At 37.4% G+C, this 17546-nt stretch carries 9 protein-coding genes; 1 reads left to right on the plus strand and 8 read right to left on the minus strand.

Features of this window, described 5'->3' with window-relative positions; all coding sequences use genetic code 11:
* Positions 1-47 precede the first annotated feature (47 nt).
* From cydB to AC0UMU_RS00880, 5 genes are all read right to left on the minus strand, one after another.
* Positions 48-1199, minus strand: a complete 1152-nt coding sequence (gene cydB, locus AC0UMU_RS00860; RefSeq protein WP_009316476.1) for a cytochrome d ubiquinol oxidase subunit II — start codon at positions 1197-1199, stop codon at positions 48-50.
* Positions 1200-1205: 6 nt separating this feature from the next.
* Positions 1206-2762 (minus strand): cytochrome ubiquinol oxidase subunit I, encoded by a 1557-nt coding sequence (locus tag AC0UMU_RS00865; RefSeq protein ID WP_122337566.1) that lies wholly within the window; start codon positions 2760-2762, stop codon positions 1206-1208.
* Between the two features lie 27 nt (positions 2763-2789).
* Positions 2790-3032, minus strand: a complete 243-nt coding sequence (locus AC0UMU_RS00870) for a DUF4492 domain-containing protein (RefSeq protein ID WP_022602772.1) — start codon at positions 3030-3032, stop codon at positions 2790-2792.
* A gap of 156 nt (positions 3033-3188) precedes the next feature.
* Complete coding sequence (locus AC0UMU_RS00875) at positions 3189-3695, minus strand: ferritin-like domain-containing protein (protein WP_009316473.1); 507 nt, start codon at positions 3693-3695, stop codon at positions 3189-3191.
* A gap of 133 nt (positions 3696-3828) precedes the next feature.
* A complete protein-coding gene (locus tag AC0UMU_RS00880) occupies positions 3829-6936 on the minus strand; it encodes a glycoside hydrolase (RefSeq protein WP_288640190.1) in 3108 nt (1035 codons plus the stop codon).
* A gap of 680 nt (positions 6937-7616) precedes the next feature.
* Between AC0UMU_RS00880 and AC0UMU_RS00885 the strand changes: the two genes are divergently transcribed.
* Entirely contained in the window at positions 7617-11684 is a 4068-nt protein-coding gene (locus tag AC0UMU_RS00885; RefSeq protein WP_288640192.1) for a hybrid sensor histidine kinase/response regulator transcription factor, read from the plus strand.
* 65 nt (positions 11685-11749) lie between these two features.
* On the opposite strand, the gene AC0UMU_RS00890 is transcribed toward AC0UMU_RS00885, so the two are convergent.
* From AC0UMU_RS00890 to AC0UMU_RS00900, 3 genes are all read right to left on the minus strand, one after another.
* On the minus strand, positions 11750-14593 hold the full coding sequence (locus AC0UMU_RS00890) for a hypothetical protein (protein WP_288640193.1): 2844 nt from the start codon (positions 14591-14593) through the stop codon (positions 11750-11752).
* Between the two features lie 37 nt (positions 14594-14630).
* Positions 14631-16631: a hypothetical protein gene (locus tag AC0UMU_RS00895; RefSeq protein ID WP_288640195.1), complete on the minus strand. Its 2001-nt coding sequence runs from the start codon at positions 16629-16631 to the stop codon at positions 14631-14633.
* A gap of 62 nt (positions 16632-16693) precedes the next feature.
* Positions 16694-17245: a DUF3575 domain-containing protein gene (locus AC0UMU_RS00900; RefSeq protein WP_022390132.1), complete on the minus strand. Its 552-nt coding sequence runs from the start codon at positions 17243-17245 to the stop codon at positions 16694-16696.
* Between the last annotated feature and the right edge of the window lie 301 nt (positions 17246-17546).

Genomic DNA, 17546 nt, shown 5'->3' on the forward strand with positions numbered 1-17546 from the left:
AAACTAAATGGTTTTCGGCGATTCCGTTTTTCTAATACAACAAACTTCTAATAGGTATGTTCTCCACTTTCCATCTCCTGTTCGGTAATAGGCTTTTTGTCCATAGCTCTCCACGCATAGACAATATAAGCTAAAACAAAAGGAACTAAGAAAGAGACGACAGTCATTACTTCTAAGGTAAAGAGACTTGATGAACTGTTATAAATCGTCAGAGAACTTTGCAAATCAACAGCAGAAGGATAATACGGAGTATTATTATAACCTGCCAAGAAGAATAGGCTCAAAACGACTAACACTGTCCCAATACCGCTATACCAAATACCGCAAATCCATGTCTTGGAAAATGCTGCTCGTATAATTGCATACAATACCGACACGACACCAATCAGAAACATAACCGCAACCCAAGGCATCTCTATCAAATTAAAGAAATATTTATATTTTCTCACAAACACTTCTCCATTTACAGGATTCAGTTCATAACCGTCGGCTGTAAGCGTTACACCGACAAATATAAGGAACAACACGACAAAAGGAACTGCATTGATCAATACTTGCCGACGGGCACGATTAAAGATCGTTTCGTCCGCAATATTATTCATAAAATAAAGCGAGGCCTGAACTCTTGCCAAAAAGAAAACAGTCACTCCTAACAAAAGATTACGCCAATCAGCTATCGCTTCTAATCCATGATACGGATTTACCCACGTAGAAATTACAGGCTGATATATATCCATTAGATTTTCTTTATCAACTTTGAAATCAGCTCCGCTGAAAAAAGTACCGACAGCAACTCCTAACAAAATGATTCCGACAACACCGTTAATCAATAAAAATATATCATACACTTTCGTTCCCAAAAGATTCCCTTTACGAGAACGATATTCGTAAGAAACAGCTTGTATGATAAAACTAAAAAGAATAGCCATCCATAACCAATATGCTCCTCCGAAACTCGTAGAATAAAATAATGGGAATGATGCAAAAAAAGCCCCTCCGAACACCACCAAAGTCGTAAACGTAAACTCCCATTTCCTACCTAAAGAATTAACGAGCATAGTTTTCTCTATCGGCTTCTTGGCAATAGTCGTCAGTAAAGTCTGCCCACCCTGCACAAAAAGTAAGAACACCAACAACGCCCCTAACAGCGAAATAATAAACCACCAATAATGCTGGTAAAAAAATTCATTCAGTTCCATAATCTTCTATTTTTGAACAGGTCCTTTTTTTATTTGTTTCAACATAATCCCGATCTCGGCAATAAGCAATACCGTAAAAAGAACGGCAAACATCCAGAATGTTGTCTGTACTGCAGATGTCTGAATTTTCGATACTGCAGCAAACGTCGGCATAATATCCTGTATCACCCAAGGCTGGCGTCCCATCTCCGCAACAATCCATCCCGACTCCAAACAGATATATCCCAAAGGAAGAGATAAGAGAGAGATCCATAATACCCATTTAGCTTTATCTAACTTATCTTTAGAGATATAAGCCAATATCAATAGAAAAAGCGCAATGAAGAAGAATGCTAATGTAATCATAATATGAAACGAATAGAAAACAAAAGGAACATGTGGTATCAATTGTTCCATATCAGTCACATACCCATATCCGAAATCAGAATAATTTTCTTCCAATCGTTTTCCCGCTTCTTCCATGGCTGCTTTATCTCCAGCTTTTTGAGCTACTTTATAATCAGACAATGCCTTAATAGCCAATTTCCCTCTTTCGATACGTTCTTGCGCAGAAGGGGCGATAATCACTTCTCCCTTTGCATTTTTCATCTCATACCCACCATCGATAATATCATTAATTCCCGGTACAAAACCGTCAATATGGCGAGTAGCAAGGAAAGACAAAAGTCCGGGAATTTTCACCTCGAATAAAAACGGATCGATATTGTCCGTATAACTCTTTTTTTCAGGATTAAGAATGCCGAAAGCGACCAATCCCTGTCTATTTTCTCCATGATATACCCCTTCCATAGCTGCAAGTTTCATCGGTTGTTTTTCTGCAACCTGATACGCCGACCCATCTCCGGTATAAGCAACAACAATCATTCCTATAAGCCCGACCCATGAAGCGACTTTCATACTTTTGACAGCCATAAAACGTTCTCTATTCTTTAATAAATACCAAGCACTAATACTGACAACGAATATAGCCCCGAATACCCAACCTGCAGATACGGTATGAAAAAACTTATTGATTGCAACCGGTGATAATACGACATCTGCAAAACTATCCATTTCATTGCGGACGGTATCAGGATTAAATTTCATTCCTGCCGGATACTGCATCCAAGCATTGGCCACCAATATCCACAAAGCCGAAATCGTAGCACCCAAAGTTGTCAACCAAGTAGCAGCCAAATGCATGCCTTTGCTCACCTTATTCCATCCGAAGAACATAATTGCAATAAAAGTCGATTCCATAAAAAAGGCCATAATTCCCTCAATAGCCAACGGAGCTCCGAATATATCACCGACAAACCAACTATAATTAGACCAATTCGTTCCGAACTGAAACTCCAAAATAATACCGGTTGCAACGCCAATGGCAAAATTTATTCCGAATAGAGTCATCCAGAATTTTGTCATTTGTTTCCACCGTTCATCTCCAGAACGATAATAAATCGTCTCCATAATCCCGACAATAACTCCCAGCCCCAACGTCAACGGAACAAAAAGCCAATGATACATGGCCGTCAAAGCAAACTGCGCCCTCGACCAATCCACAACAGAAAATAGATCATTCATAACTCAGACGTTTATAATTTATAGTATTTATCTACTTTCAGGAACAGGAAACGTAAGTTCCATACCTACATGCTCGGCCCGCTCCTCATCAGTATTGAAATTTGCATTTAAAATATTAGGGAAAAAAAATAGTTTCAGTACGAAAAACATAATAAATAATTTAATCAGAATAATCGTCCATAAGGTCTTGCCCAAAGTCATATTTCTGAATCCGTCTACATAAAATCGAAATATACGAACAAATACATTTTTATTATTTATCAAGGTCATTCTCTATTCGGTATTAGAAAGCTTACGAATACAAACTTAAAAACTATTTTTCATATTTATAAAATAAATCAGGATTTTTATCTGCAAACAATATCAAAAAGACTCTGCCCGATCACTCAGACAAAGTCTTTTCTTCATCAAAAACACCCCAACATATTAAGCTTTGCAAACTTCTTGGCGGAAAATACGCATATCTTCCAACCATGACTCAATATCTTCTTCATGCTCCAATTCTTCTGCAAGAATATGAGTAGCGATATTGAAAGTCGTAAAATCTTTTCCATTAGTGAAATTAGCGATATCTTCGTATCTCTGAATAGCACATCTTTCTGATCCGAGATTTTGTTTCAATATAGCCTCAATATTAGGATCTACCGGAGGAAGATATTTACAATGAGCTAATTTAAACCATTCTTCAGGCGACAGAACCGGAGTACCATCCAACTGAATAATTCTGTCAATTAACAGTTTTGCATGATCAAGTTCTTCATCTGCATGTTTCAATAATTCTTTTTCAATGTCATCATGCATCGGACCTTTCATTACACGTGCTCCTACCCAATATTGATAATATGCCAACCATTCTTCTGCCAATGCCTGATTCAGAACATCGATCAAACTCTTTACATCCAATGTAAGAATTTCAACTCCTTTTTTTCCCATAATTCTATTTTTATTATGTAAATAAATGTCGATTTATTACTTAAAACAAACTATGAGATAAAATGTTTAGAATCCGGAATAATTATATGATGTCCGATAAAAAAGAAGTCCGGAAATTCCGGACTTCTATAAATCATTTTTTTATCATCTTTTGTGTTTTACAACCGTTATCTGTCTCCACTTTCACAACATACATTCCCGGTAATAAGCCAGACAAAGATAATTTACAGATTTTTTCATTTATATCCGATTGCCGGTAAACAAGTTTTCCGTAAACATCATATAAAGTGACATTTTTCATAGGACTTCCACTACTAACCGTAGCTTCATCCCTAACAGGATTCGGCTGAATATGAATATCCCTATTCTTATCTTCCTCCTTTACCGTTGTAACAGAAGAAATATCTCCTGAACCCGACACAAATGTCACCACTGAAAGAGGGGGTATCTTAAACACATCGCCTTCTTTAATCTTAGGATAAGCTTTCATATTGTCACCCTCTGAAGTCACATAAGGAGTAAACTCCAAGTCTGTATTACCGGATATATTCTCTACCTTAAACGTAAACGGTCTTTTCACAGTTCTCGAATTTGTCGCAATAATTACGACTTGCTGCGTTGCTTCATTAATGTACGAAGAATACATATCGTTCTTCAACGCATCGACAACACTTAAATTATCTGACCGTTTCGCTTCCACCCGCTTCATTCCAGGACGTACGAATCGGGAATATTGTCCTAATGTGTAAAGAAGCTTTGTTCCGTGAATAAAGCCATCATTAAGACCTTCTACCGTCGGAGCTTCAATTAAAGCAAAGCGGCTTTCTCCGTAATGACTACCCGATTCAAAAGTTGTCCACCAATGCCACCCGGTAGCATTAGCTACCACCAGATCGACATGCAGCATACGGGCCAGGGAGATGGCACATTCTATTTCACTGAATCCCCCTTCTGAACCTGGATGCCCCCAACTGTATCCGCCGTCCAAAAGACTGTACTCCGACTGAAAATATTCGAGTGGAGGATTCACGGCATCCATAGCTTTCCTAAAATTAACGCGGGTATCATACATGCCCTGAGCATCCTGATCTGCCCAATAACTATGTGCAGATACGATATTAGAAACATTCGGCAATCCCGCTACTTTCATCGTCGGCTGTTCATTCCCCCAAAATTTCGGAATCTGAGACTCTGCACTACCAAGAAAACCGGCTTCTGCGAAAGTCAACTGTGTCGTCAACTGTTTTGCCGCAAACGCACTGCTCATAGCCTTTATCACATCTGCAATCTCCTGATCGGTAGCCGGTGATCCTTCTTGCCCTCCTGCCCAAGCATACTGTGGCTCATTCATCGGGCTGATATAATCGAAATGAATACCCTCCTTGTCAAAATGATCGACAACCTCTGCTGCAAATAACGCATAATCGTCGTATTTATCTTCCGCAAGAATATAGTTTGATCCATTATCTTTATTATAAGCATAACCGTGTTTCGTCATATATATAGGAGGAGAATTCATAAATCCTAAAAGGTCTTCCACACCATATTCCAAAGCCGCCTTTCTAAGAAACCAGAGCTGCCCGGTCTGTCTCTCCCATGTATAAGTTCCATCGGGATTCAAAAAACATTCGGTACGTTTCGAATCGCCCATTCCTGCATCATCGCCTTGCGTTGCCGAACCCGAACCGATATTGAACCGCCAGCAAGAGAGGCCCATCCCTTTCGGATTTCCGTTTTCATCCAGCTCTTTACTGAACAGCAGTTCAGCTAAACGATTCTTCTTCGCTTCAGGCCAAAGCCGCCCCAACCAATCGGCATTCCAGGCATCAGACGATCCGAAATTCCGTATTGTCTGATATTTATTTGAACAATTGACGGTTATTTCGACCGGAGACATAAGCGTTGATGAATAGTAATAGGCAACATCTTCGACATCCATTGCATAATCATCGACCATTAACTCATCATAAAGCCCTCCGGCACTCTCTGATGCAACAGTACTACCTAAAGACCATTTATCAAGACCTAAATTATAAGGATTTACCGCTACTTTCGCTGCCGTCTGTTTACCGTTCTGATAAACGCGTATAATGATTCTGGGGGTTACCGCATGCACTACACTTATCGCATTCCATTTCCCAGACTCTAAAAGCTCACTGCCCACCGTCTCGATCTTCTCCCCTTCTACGATGGTCTCCAAAACCACATAGGCTGCATCCCCGTCAACCTTTATCTTAAGGCCATAACCGTTGTTTTCATCCTTAAAAGCCCGATAAATATATTTGCCATGATCTGCATCGTCAATAGATTCTTTCTTATACAGAAAATTCAACGTCGAAGCTTCATCGGGAATGATATTATCGGAAAACTGCAACTGTCCGCCTGCTTCCAACTTTACCACCTGACCCCTCTGTGAATCCTCTTCAAATGAATATCCTGACCCCTCGATAGTGATGCGTCCGCCTTCCTCTTTCAAATCATTATCGAAAAGGAAAGTTATAGGGCCTTCCGGAAGAGGCTCCGTTATGGCTTCGCCCGCATATATTTGAGCTACCTGACTCGCACTCAACGGATAATGATAGATGTTGACATCATCTATCGATCCGGTGCTTGGATGCGGTGAACGATCGGGATTAACACCGAAATAAAGATGTGTCAGATCCAACAAAGATATAGGAGCCAAGATCTTTTTCGAACCAACTTTCTTACCGTCCAGATAATAATTCCAAGAAACTCCGGCAACTACCAACGCAATATGATGCCATGTATTATCCTTTTCTATTCGAGGACCATATAACGGCTCCCAAATACCATTATTGATCTTATTGGCACAGGAAACAATACCACTTGAATTATCATCATACCCGTATATCGGCATCAAATAAATATTGCTGCCATTAGTGGAACTATAAAATTCAAAAATCTGTTTCCATAGCTCATCTCCATCGAAAGAGCTGCGTTTATACCAGAAAGAAAGTGACAACGTATCTCCTATGACAGGTGCAGGCGTTATCACTGCATACTGGGACTTAACCCTGTCGAATGAAAGCACTTTTCCTCGAACAGGATCATCGACTATTCTCGCCCCTTTTAGCTCCATACTCGTATTGGACTGGTTGTCCTCAGCCGTACCTTGTTCAAAATTATAGGATGCATACAATTTATAATCCGCATAATTTTGAGCCAATAGCCAACCCGGCAAAGTCAAAGCAATAAGTATCAACAGTTTCTTTACATCCATATTTTTTATTTTTAATTACTATTTCTATAAAAACTCTCATTTACCAAATAATCGCCATTAGCGGAGACCCAAATACTTAATAATGTAACCAACCGATACAAAGACAATCGATCACCATCTAACCAGGTTAAAAATCAAGACCGATTATATAGAAGAAATACATTCCACATAACAAACACACATTTTTTTCATGATACAAAAATTATAGTAAAACAACTTAATCGGACAGCAATCACTATAAATAATAGCAGAAAACAATTTTATAGAGAATTACTGCAATCCCTATTAAAAATTTAATTATGACAAATTTATCGATTCAACGACAAAGTAACAAGACAAAAATTAAGCATTGACAGATAGCAATTCATGCATAATGTGTTTTTCTGACTTAAAAAAAACGACCAACAGCGAATTCTTTTTTAAAGACAGAATATATCGAATCATTCAAACACAGATAGTAAATCATGCAAAATATTCTTATTTCATCAAAAAATAGAACGGATTAAATGATATATTCGTAAATTAGCATAGACAAAAGGAATTTTATAACGCATAGAACTTTTTTAGTTATTCTGAAAATGATTGCTTTGTAACTATTCGAATTTATTTTTAAACTACATAGAAACATCACAAACGGCTTATACAGCCTTAATTACCTATTTCTAACATACATACCAATCATGAAAATTTTATTTATAAGTCTCGGTATTATTATTTCCACTTTCTTATATTCCCAAAACCATTATGTCAAACAATTGGGAATAGAACAAGGTCTATCAAATAACTATGTCGTAAATATTACTCAAGATAAAGACGGATTTTTATGGTTTGCCACCGAAGAAGGTCTAAATAAATTTGACGGCAGTCGTTTTATTAATTATTATAAACATACCAATCATCTCAGTGGGAACGAATTGAACTGTATTTATGCCGACCCCTCAGAACCTATTATATGGATAGCTACTCAACGAGCGGGAATGAACGCTTATAATTATGACAAAAACGAATTAACCGTATTCTCACATAACGATTCGATACCCAGCAGCCTCATTACAAACGATGTCACACACATCTCCCCTGCAAAAGACGGGAATCTATGGCTCAGTACTTACTATCGGGGAATAGAGTATTTCAATAAAAATACCGGAGAGTTCGTTCATTTCAATACCAACACATTTCCCGATTTACCCTCCAACAATACTTGGACTGTATTAGAAGATGAAAACAAGAATATATATATCGGGCATGTAGAACATGGAATGAGTATTATTTCTTTGAAATCCAAGAATGTAAAGAATTTCAGACATAATCCCCAAAATAGGAACAGCATACCCGGTAACCGAGTTAATTGCATATATAAAGACAATTCGAATAACATTTGGGTAGGAACTGAAAAAGGTGCAGCCTTATTCGACCCAAAAACAGAGCAATTTTTCCCTATAAATCAATTTACAAATATACCTTCAATATCTGCTGTTTTTGATATTCGTCAAATGGATAATGACAAAATCTGGATAGCTACAGAGCTAAATGGAATTTTTATCATAGATCTCAAACACCAATATTATCTATCACAAAACCAGATCAACCCCGAACATATCACAGTAGGAAGCGATAATTACAGTTTATCCAATCCGACAGTAAGATGTTTATTTCAAGACTCTTTTAAAAATGTATGGATCGGGACTTACGGAGGAGGTGTTGATTTTATCGGTCATATTCCTCCATTTTTTAGAACTTATAGTTATTCTCCGATCGAAGAGTATAAAAACAACCTCAACAACAGAATCGTACTGAGCCTATGTATTGATAAAAATAATAAATTATGGATCGGCACTGACGGCGGAGGAATTAATGTTTTTGAAAAAGGCAATCGTACAGCCATTTACACCGAAGAAAACAAAAATTTAAGCCATAATTCTGTTACAAGTGAATATTGCGATTCACAAAATAATATATGGATAGGTACATTCATGGGAGGTGTAGATGTCTATAACAACGAGAAAAATACTTTTTCCCATATCAACTTAAAAGAAGCTACGACTCATGACGCCCGTTGTTTTTATGAAGACCAGGAACACAACATGTGGATAGGGACTAGTTCCGGAATATTCATCGTCAATACTCAAACTCAAGAAAATACACATCATTATACTACAATAAATTCTCCTCTTCCTGAAAATATGATACGTAGTATTGTTCAGGATAATAAAGGTCAAATATGGGTCGGCACTTTCGGACAAGGATTGTCTGTTTTCACAAAAAATATGCATCTTATCGGTCACTTCAATGAAAATAACGGATTTTGTTCCAATTGTATAAATCATATTTTCAAAGATTCAAAAAACAGAATTTGGATAGCAACTGGAGACGGATTAGCTTGTTTTGCTGCTAACGAAAATCGAAAATATAAAGTTTATAACCGGCAAGACGGCATTCATAATGCTCACATCCGGGCAATTACCGAAGACAATGAAGGAAATATCTGGTTTAGCACCAATGCCGGCATAAGCTGTTACACGGCAGACACCGAACAATTTATAAATTACAATTATTTCGAAAAAGTCCCGATGGGTAATTTTGCCAATGCAGCCGTAGCCAAAGACGAAAACGGAATTATTTATTTCGGATCTATAAATGGAGCTCGTTATTTTGATCCGAGCGCAGTTCTAAGCAAACGTAAAGTATCACCTATTATCATTACCGAAATAAAAGTATTTGACGGACAATCTACATATAAAGATAATAATACTATAAATTTTTATGGACAAGATAATAAAGGTATAAAATTGACTTATAAACAAAATACTTTTAATCTAACATACAGTGTACAAGATCATTCCCAAGCTAATTTAGTTGACTATGCATATCGCTTAAAAGGGTTTGATGACTCATGGTACACTGTTGATGAAAATACAGTATTATTCCGTAATATTCCTCCGGGAGAATATGAATTCCAAATAAAAGCCAGGATTCGTAACCAAGAATGGACTGAGGAAATCAATACTCTCCCAATACATATTACACCACCGATTTGGTTATCCTGGTGGGCAAAAACACTTTATCTTATTTTTGCAGGATGCATCTTTTTCTGTCTTTTCAGACTTTATAAGAAAAAAATGGATATGCAACTTTTGTATGAGTTGGAAAAGAAAAATCACGAACAAGAAGAAGAACTGAATAACGAACGGTTACGTTTCTTTACTAACATCACACACGAATTGCGCACACCGTTAACTTTAATTTTAGGTCCTTTGGAAGATTTGCAAGAAGATAAAGATCTGCTCCCGTATCAACAAAAAAAGATATCAATCATTCATAATAGTGCCATTCGACTTTTAAATTTAATCAACCAAATACTCGAATTTCGCAAAACAGAGACACAAAACAAAAAACTTTGTGTAAGTAAAGATAACCTTGCTGCATTAGTTACAGAAGTCGGTCTCAAATACAAAGAACTGAATCCTAAGAAAAATATTGAATTCAACATTGCGATCGAAAGTGATCCTCTCCCCTTATATTTCGATAAAGAGATCATAACGATAATACTCGACAATTTAATTTCAAATGCCATAAAATATACGGAGAAAGGTTATATCAACATATCTCTTTATACTATCCGAAAAAATAATACAGATTATGCAGAAATCAGAGTTTCCGATACAGGACAAGGCATTCCTTCCGAAGAGTTGCCTCATATCTTTGAAAGATATTATCAAGCCAAGAATGACCGTCAAGTATCGGGTACCGGTATAGGGTTGGCTTTAGTAAAAAATCTTGTTAAGTTACATCAAGGAGAAATACATGCAGAAAGTATTCTCGGGAAAGGTAGTAGTTTCAGATTTTCTCTTATCATAAACAATATATATCCAAATGCCCTTCATACAGACTCTGAAGAAAAAGAGCAAAACAGTAACCACGATACAGAATCTGCCGAAGATAGTATGCTTAACAATAATATTTCCGGAGAAAAACCCATTTTATTAGTAGTAGAAGACAATCCCGATATATGCGAATATATATCTGAATCATTCTCCGATTCATTCGAAGTCATAACTGCAGAAGAAGGTGAGGCTGGTTATCGTATGGCAATCTCTCAAATTCCCGACATTATAGTAACAGATATTATGATGGCCGGTATGGATGGAATCACTTTTTGTAAAATCATAAAAGGGGATGTACGCACAAGCCATATTCCGGTTATAATGCTCACAGCAAAGGACTCTTTACAGAATAAAGAAGAAGGTTATCTGGCCGGTGCAGACTCGTATTTGACAAAACCTTTCAGTGCGAGTTTATTGAGAAGCCGTATTCATAATTTATTAGAATCCCGTAAAAAACTGGCTAATCAGTTCAGTAACAACCTAAACATCAATTCCGATAAAAGTATAATACTTCACGAATCTCTAAACCAACTTGATAATGAATTTATACAAAAGATCACACAAATCATCGAAGACAATCTTAAATCAGAAAAAATAGATGTTACCTACCTTGCTGATAAACTATGCATGAGCAAATCTACTCTTTACCGGAAAATAAAAGCCTTAACCGGAATCTCGACAAATGAGTATGTACGAAAGATAAAAATGCAAAATGCAGAAAAACTAATGTTGGAAGGCAGATACACGATTTCTGAAATAGCTTTTAGAGTAGGAATGAATAGTCCCGTCTATTTCAGACAATGTTTCAAAGAAGAATTCGGAATATCCCCATCAGAATATTTAAAGCATTTGAAAAGTAAATAAAATACTGAGTTTTTAGCCAGCCTAAATTTTCTTATTGGGAAATTTAGGCTGGTTACTAATCGGTTCTAAAAAGAATATGTCGTACCGACCAAGAGATTAGCCGCCGCATCAAACTTTGCAGAACATTTTTTTTCATCGACTTTATCTCCGAAAAACGAACCTCTCGGTTCAACAAATATACTCAATCTACGATTTATATTGAATTTAGCTTGCATACCGACGATCGCCGTATATGTCGTTTTTGCATCTGTAACGTTAGTCGGGAAAGCAGCTCCGACTCCCACAATTCCTATCATATCAAATAATCGATCCGGATCATATCCCGAAAAACAAGAAGTCAGATTTACTAAATAATCACTGCGTAAAGATAAAATTGTCATCTTATCTGCATCATACCATACTACAGGACGGAAAGTATTTGTTCCGAAAGACAAACGAACTCCGGAAATAGAATTAAACCAATAACCCAACGACACATCTGCATTAAAAGAAAGCTTATCTTTTACTTTTCCTGTACGGGAAACAACGGTATTTCCCCAAACACCTGTACCAACGCCAGCCGAAACGAACATTGAATTATCAACCTTTTCCGTATTTAAGTATCGTTCCGGCCTATTTTTAAACTTGTAGGTCAATCCCAAAAGCAAATCTCCGACAACCACCTGATTCCTGATTCCATCAAATCGATTGAAATATGCCGAAATTTGAGGCTCTAAAAATATATCTAAAGCTGGAGTTACACGAAATGCTCCCTGCAATCCAGCAGAAATTCCCGGAATAAAACGTATCTTTTTATAAGAGGAAGTTACTCCCAATCCTAACTTAGCACCTAAAATACCGCTTAACGAAAACAATCTATCCGGATTATATCCTGCAGCAAGAGTACTCAAATTCAACATATAATCTGCATCCAAACCTCCATGTACAGTAAACTCTCCGCTTTGATCTTCAACTTGTTCTCCCGATAAAGACAAACGCCATGCCGATAAAGGAGAAAACCAGCGTCCCAAAGAAATCCTGCCGATAGGTCCGACATTCATATTCCGAAACATTTCATTATTGACATAAGTAGATATTCCACCCGAAACAGAAACAAAATAAGAAGATCCTTTTTCCCCTTCAAATAGAGAACGGTTGGTCTCCCGGTCATATCCACGGAATGTATAACCGACACCGATATTTACGGTTGGAAGAACAGTCTTATACGTTGATAATCCCGAAAGAGCATTCCGATCGGCAACCCAAAGAAGATGAGGCTCGAGAAAAAGATTCCAATGAGAAGTAACATTAAACTGCGCCTGCAAACCAGCTTCTAATGCCGGATAGACTTTTTGATTCCGGTAAAAAGCCGATGGACCGGCAGCTGCGATCAAATTAAATAATCGATCTTCTTTATATCCGGCAAAAACCGATGTTATATTAAACATATAATCAGCTCCTGCTATAATTGCATTGTAACGGGTAGCCTTTCCTGCAGGAAAGGCCGAACCGATTATCATCCCCGTACCATTAACTCTCAAACCGGAAATAGCAGTAAACCATTTTCCTAAAGATATTGTCGCTCTGGCACTTAAAGCTTGCCGAGCAGAAAGTCCCAACTTGGGTCTGGAGACTATTCTCCCTAAACCTCCGCTAAGAGCAATAAACATATTATCAGAAAACACTCTATCAGCAAATTTATCTTGGTTTCTGCGTATTTCCCGTTCAACCGTATTATATATTATACCGACACTCAAAGAACCTAAAGCATCCAATTTCGACACAGTCTTCCCTCCGGCTAAGCGATTTGTATAAAATGACATACGAGGCTCAACGTAAAAGTCTATATCTTTTGTCAGGCGAAGATTTCCTTGTAAACCAATTCCTGCACCCGGAACAATCGCCGCCTTATCCATGCTTTTCTTTGCATAAATCCCTTCTACTCCTGCAACCCCGACAACTTCAAATAAACGATTCCGGTTGTATCCCCCGAAAGCCGTATTGAAATTCAATAAATAATCAGCTCTCAGTCCAACAGTTTTTAATCGATAATGCACTCCGTTCACAGGAGCTTTCCAATCTGAAAAACCTCCATCTGCTGAAAAACGAATTCCGGAAACCGGAGTTATCCATCCTCCTATTGCAACTTGCGCAGATGGGCCAAAAAAGTCGAAAATGCTATTAGAAAACATTTGTCTCGAAATCAATGCACGAGTACCTACCCCTCCGGATATAAACATATTATTTCGGAAAGGACGAAAAAATGCTGTCGTAACACGTTTCTCGACAGGAATCATTTTATATGAAACTCCAAGCATCACAGACCCGAAAAGATCATATTTACGCCATGAAGATCTATCATCGATATTATCCCGATAGATTGACAACTTCGGCTCGATAAACAAATCTACCAAAGGTGATAAATTGAACTTACCTTGAAACCCGCCACTCAGTCCCCACACATGGCGATAACTTGCATGACGAAACGCATTATGGTAACTAATACCCAAAATACCGACCAGTTCAAATAATCGATCCGGATTATATCGATTGGCAAATGCGCTCAAATTCATAAGATAATCCCAATTAACGCCGATAATTCCAGCTTTATTCCCAGTAAATCCATTATTAACAGACATATAACTGGCATCTAATCCTACACGAGAACCTATAACCGGAGTAAACCATTTGCCAACATAAAAAGAAGCCAAAGGACCGACATATATACCGGAAGCTTCACGACTCAGCTTCATATTAGCCCCTAAACCTCCTGATATGAACATATGGTCAGAAAAACGTCCGGACTCGAACTTCTCGGCTTTACGTCGCTTCTGCAAAGTATAATCCAATCCATTAATCTGAGCTTGAGTAAATCCTGATACAAAAAACAGACTCAGAACAAACAACCAGAAATATCTCGATGATGACATAGCAATATTACTTTCAATCTTTTATTTACGTTCCTTATCACAATAAATCCATCACATCCGCATCCACTTTGGCCACATCTCTTAAGGACGGATCTAATTCAAAAGCCTTTTCTATGTGATTGATCGCATCCATTACTTTATCTAACCGATTGGCCGCTATTGCCTTAACATACTCTGATCGGGCTGTTTCAGGTAAATTCTGAGCCTTTTCCCAAGCCTCGTCATTACGTTTCAATGCTAATAACAACACCACCTCGTTAATGCCACCTTCTTGTCCGAAAGTTGCCAGTGCTTCTTCATAATTGCCGTTTAACGCACGAGTTACAGACTTTAAATATTCCGAAGAAACTCCGTCTGGAATCAAAGAAACGACAGAATCAGCTTTTTCATATTTCCAATTGCTCAACAATGCTACAGCCTGATTGGTTAAGACCTCTTCAGGAGCATCTTTACTAATAAATGATTCTAAAATAGAATCATCGGGTCTACCTTGATTTATATAAAGAGCCGAAAGATTATTCGCCGCTAACATAAATTTAGGATAAACTTCAAGAGCTTGTTTATAAATCGTTTCTTTCTCTTCATCCGACTCAGCGATTTCAAACATCCGCCAAAATTCATGACGTGACAACTGCTTATAATCTTTAAGATAAAGTTCTTTGATCTCTGCATCTGTGAGAAAACGATATATCGAATAATCAAAATTATACTCTACCCGTCTCATTAAAGGCAAATAGTGCGGTACGATTACACTTCTATAATAAGGGAGTCTGATTATTGCCCGCCATTGTTTATCCGGACTATCGGGATATTTATTTACGATATTTTGTAAATCTTGAGCCTGCCCGAAAAGAGAATCCTGTCTCATCATTTCGATTGCAGTCTGCCAAGTTTCGACTTTAGAATCTGTTTGAATTTTCAAAAAATCCAGAGTCTCTTTATTCAAATGCGATAAAATACGATTTACCGCCAAATCCATACGTTTTTTAGCCAAAACAAGGTTTTTATCATGAGGTCCTTCCGGTGAAGAAACACCCAAGATAGAAAAAGTCTGCAATTTTGCATCCGGATTAGTTTCTATAGAAGACAACCGTTCCCTCAATTTTGCCAATTCCGATGCATTTTTCGGATCTCTATCATTGATATCCACCTTACCGGGTAAAAAGGAAAGTTCTACTTCCCCTCTGTCATTACGCAACTGTAATTCAGGTTTCGGGAAATAGCGTTCATCCGTAATGTTCTTCGCTTTCAATTTATATTCAAAAAAACGTAAAGGATTAACAAGCCCGCGAGCTATCTGAAAACTATCCGTAAATAAAATCCGGTTATAATTTTCAAGAGACAATCGAATATCGGCACGAAAATCTTCTTTAAGATTTTCGATATAGGCAGAATCATGGTATGCAACCAATTCTCCGTTCTTAGTCATTTCACTCTTACGTATATAAGGCTCTAAAGGATCGTTTTTCAGATCAAACTCATACATACGTTCCTGCGTAAGTGTATATTCTCGCCCATCTGTCACCACAGGTTTTAACAAAACACCCTTTTTACGGGTAATATTATATAATGTCGGTTGAACGATAAGTCGGGTATTGCTGGAGAACATCTCAGCAGGCACTTTAAAACGGGTTCTTAAATGAAAATAATTTCCGACAACCTCGATCTCGGAAGGCTCGAAAATAACCTTATTCTTAATTTTTGCAACGACCGAAACTTCTTGTATTTTTACCGCAGTAGAAACCAAAACAACATCAATTATCTGGCGTCCTTTTACCTTTATATCTTGCCCGTCATATCCGAGGCATGTAAAATTCAAAATGCCGTTTACCGGTACAATAACAGAATACTTACCATCTTCATCCGTCAAACCGACCACCTTTTTCGTTTCTTTATTTATAATAGTAACCCCCGCCAAACGCTCTTCATTATTGCCCCTGACAACTCCTGCCACACGTAAATTTTGAGCAATAATATCAACTCCCGAAAGTAGGAAGATCAAAGCAGATAAAAAACATATCTGTATAAAACTTTTCATCGTGTACACTTAATTATATTTTACCACAAATACACTGTATTATCAACACAAAATATATAAAATCAGCGCAGTATATAAACAAAAGAGAGAGCTAACTTCACAGGGACAAGTGCCCATCCCCTATCATTGACAGATAAAGGTCGAGGTTCTGTATTAGGATATTTATATTGACGGTAACGAAGAGCTCCTATCCCTACCGATGCTTCAAAATTCCAATGTTTATTGATCACTACTGCATAACCGTATGTCACACCTGCAGCGACAGCGTCTCCGTAATAGTATTTACGTTTCAGCAATGCATCGTAACTGGTATAAAAAGCTGTAGCTCCTAAATAGTGCCGGGACATAGGTCTACCGAACCAATACCTTAATTCAGGTTGTACTAAAACATGCTTCAAATCTAAAGATGAACCGGGGAACCAAACGTTAAATGAAGCTGAAAGATCTAACGATAAATGATTACTTAATACAAATTCAGCACCTAAATTCGGAGAAACAGTCGCCCATTGTACTAAATTGGTCTTCAACGCCAATTTTTGAGCATATCCATTGATTGAAAACAAACAAAGTAAAATAAAACAAATTTTACGGCAATGTACAATTTTCGCTTTCAAAGAAATAAATTTAAATAAAGAATTTCACACCTAAAACTATATACACACGACAATAAATTATCTTTTTATTTTAGTAACTTATTGTCAAAAAATCATGGCAAAAATACATAAATAAAATTGATTAACAATCTAAAAGCGATTTTTAGTATACAAAAATCATATTTAAAATATAATTCTATAAATCACAAAAACAGCATTTATCAATAATCGCTTTCACCCGTTTACAGCCTAAGCTATTTTTATATTTGATTTAATCCTGTCGCAATTCGGCAAAACCAACTACTTTCCCCTATCTACAACC

This window comes from Coprobacter fastidiosus (genome assembly GCF_982245605.1).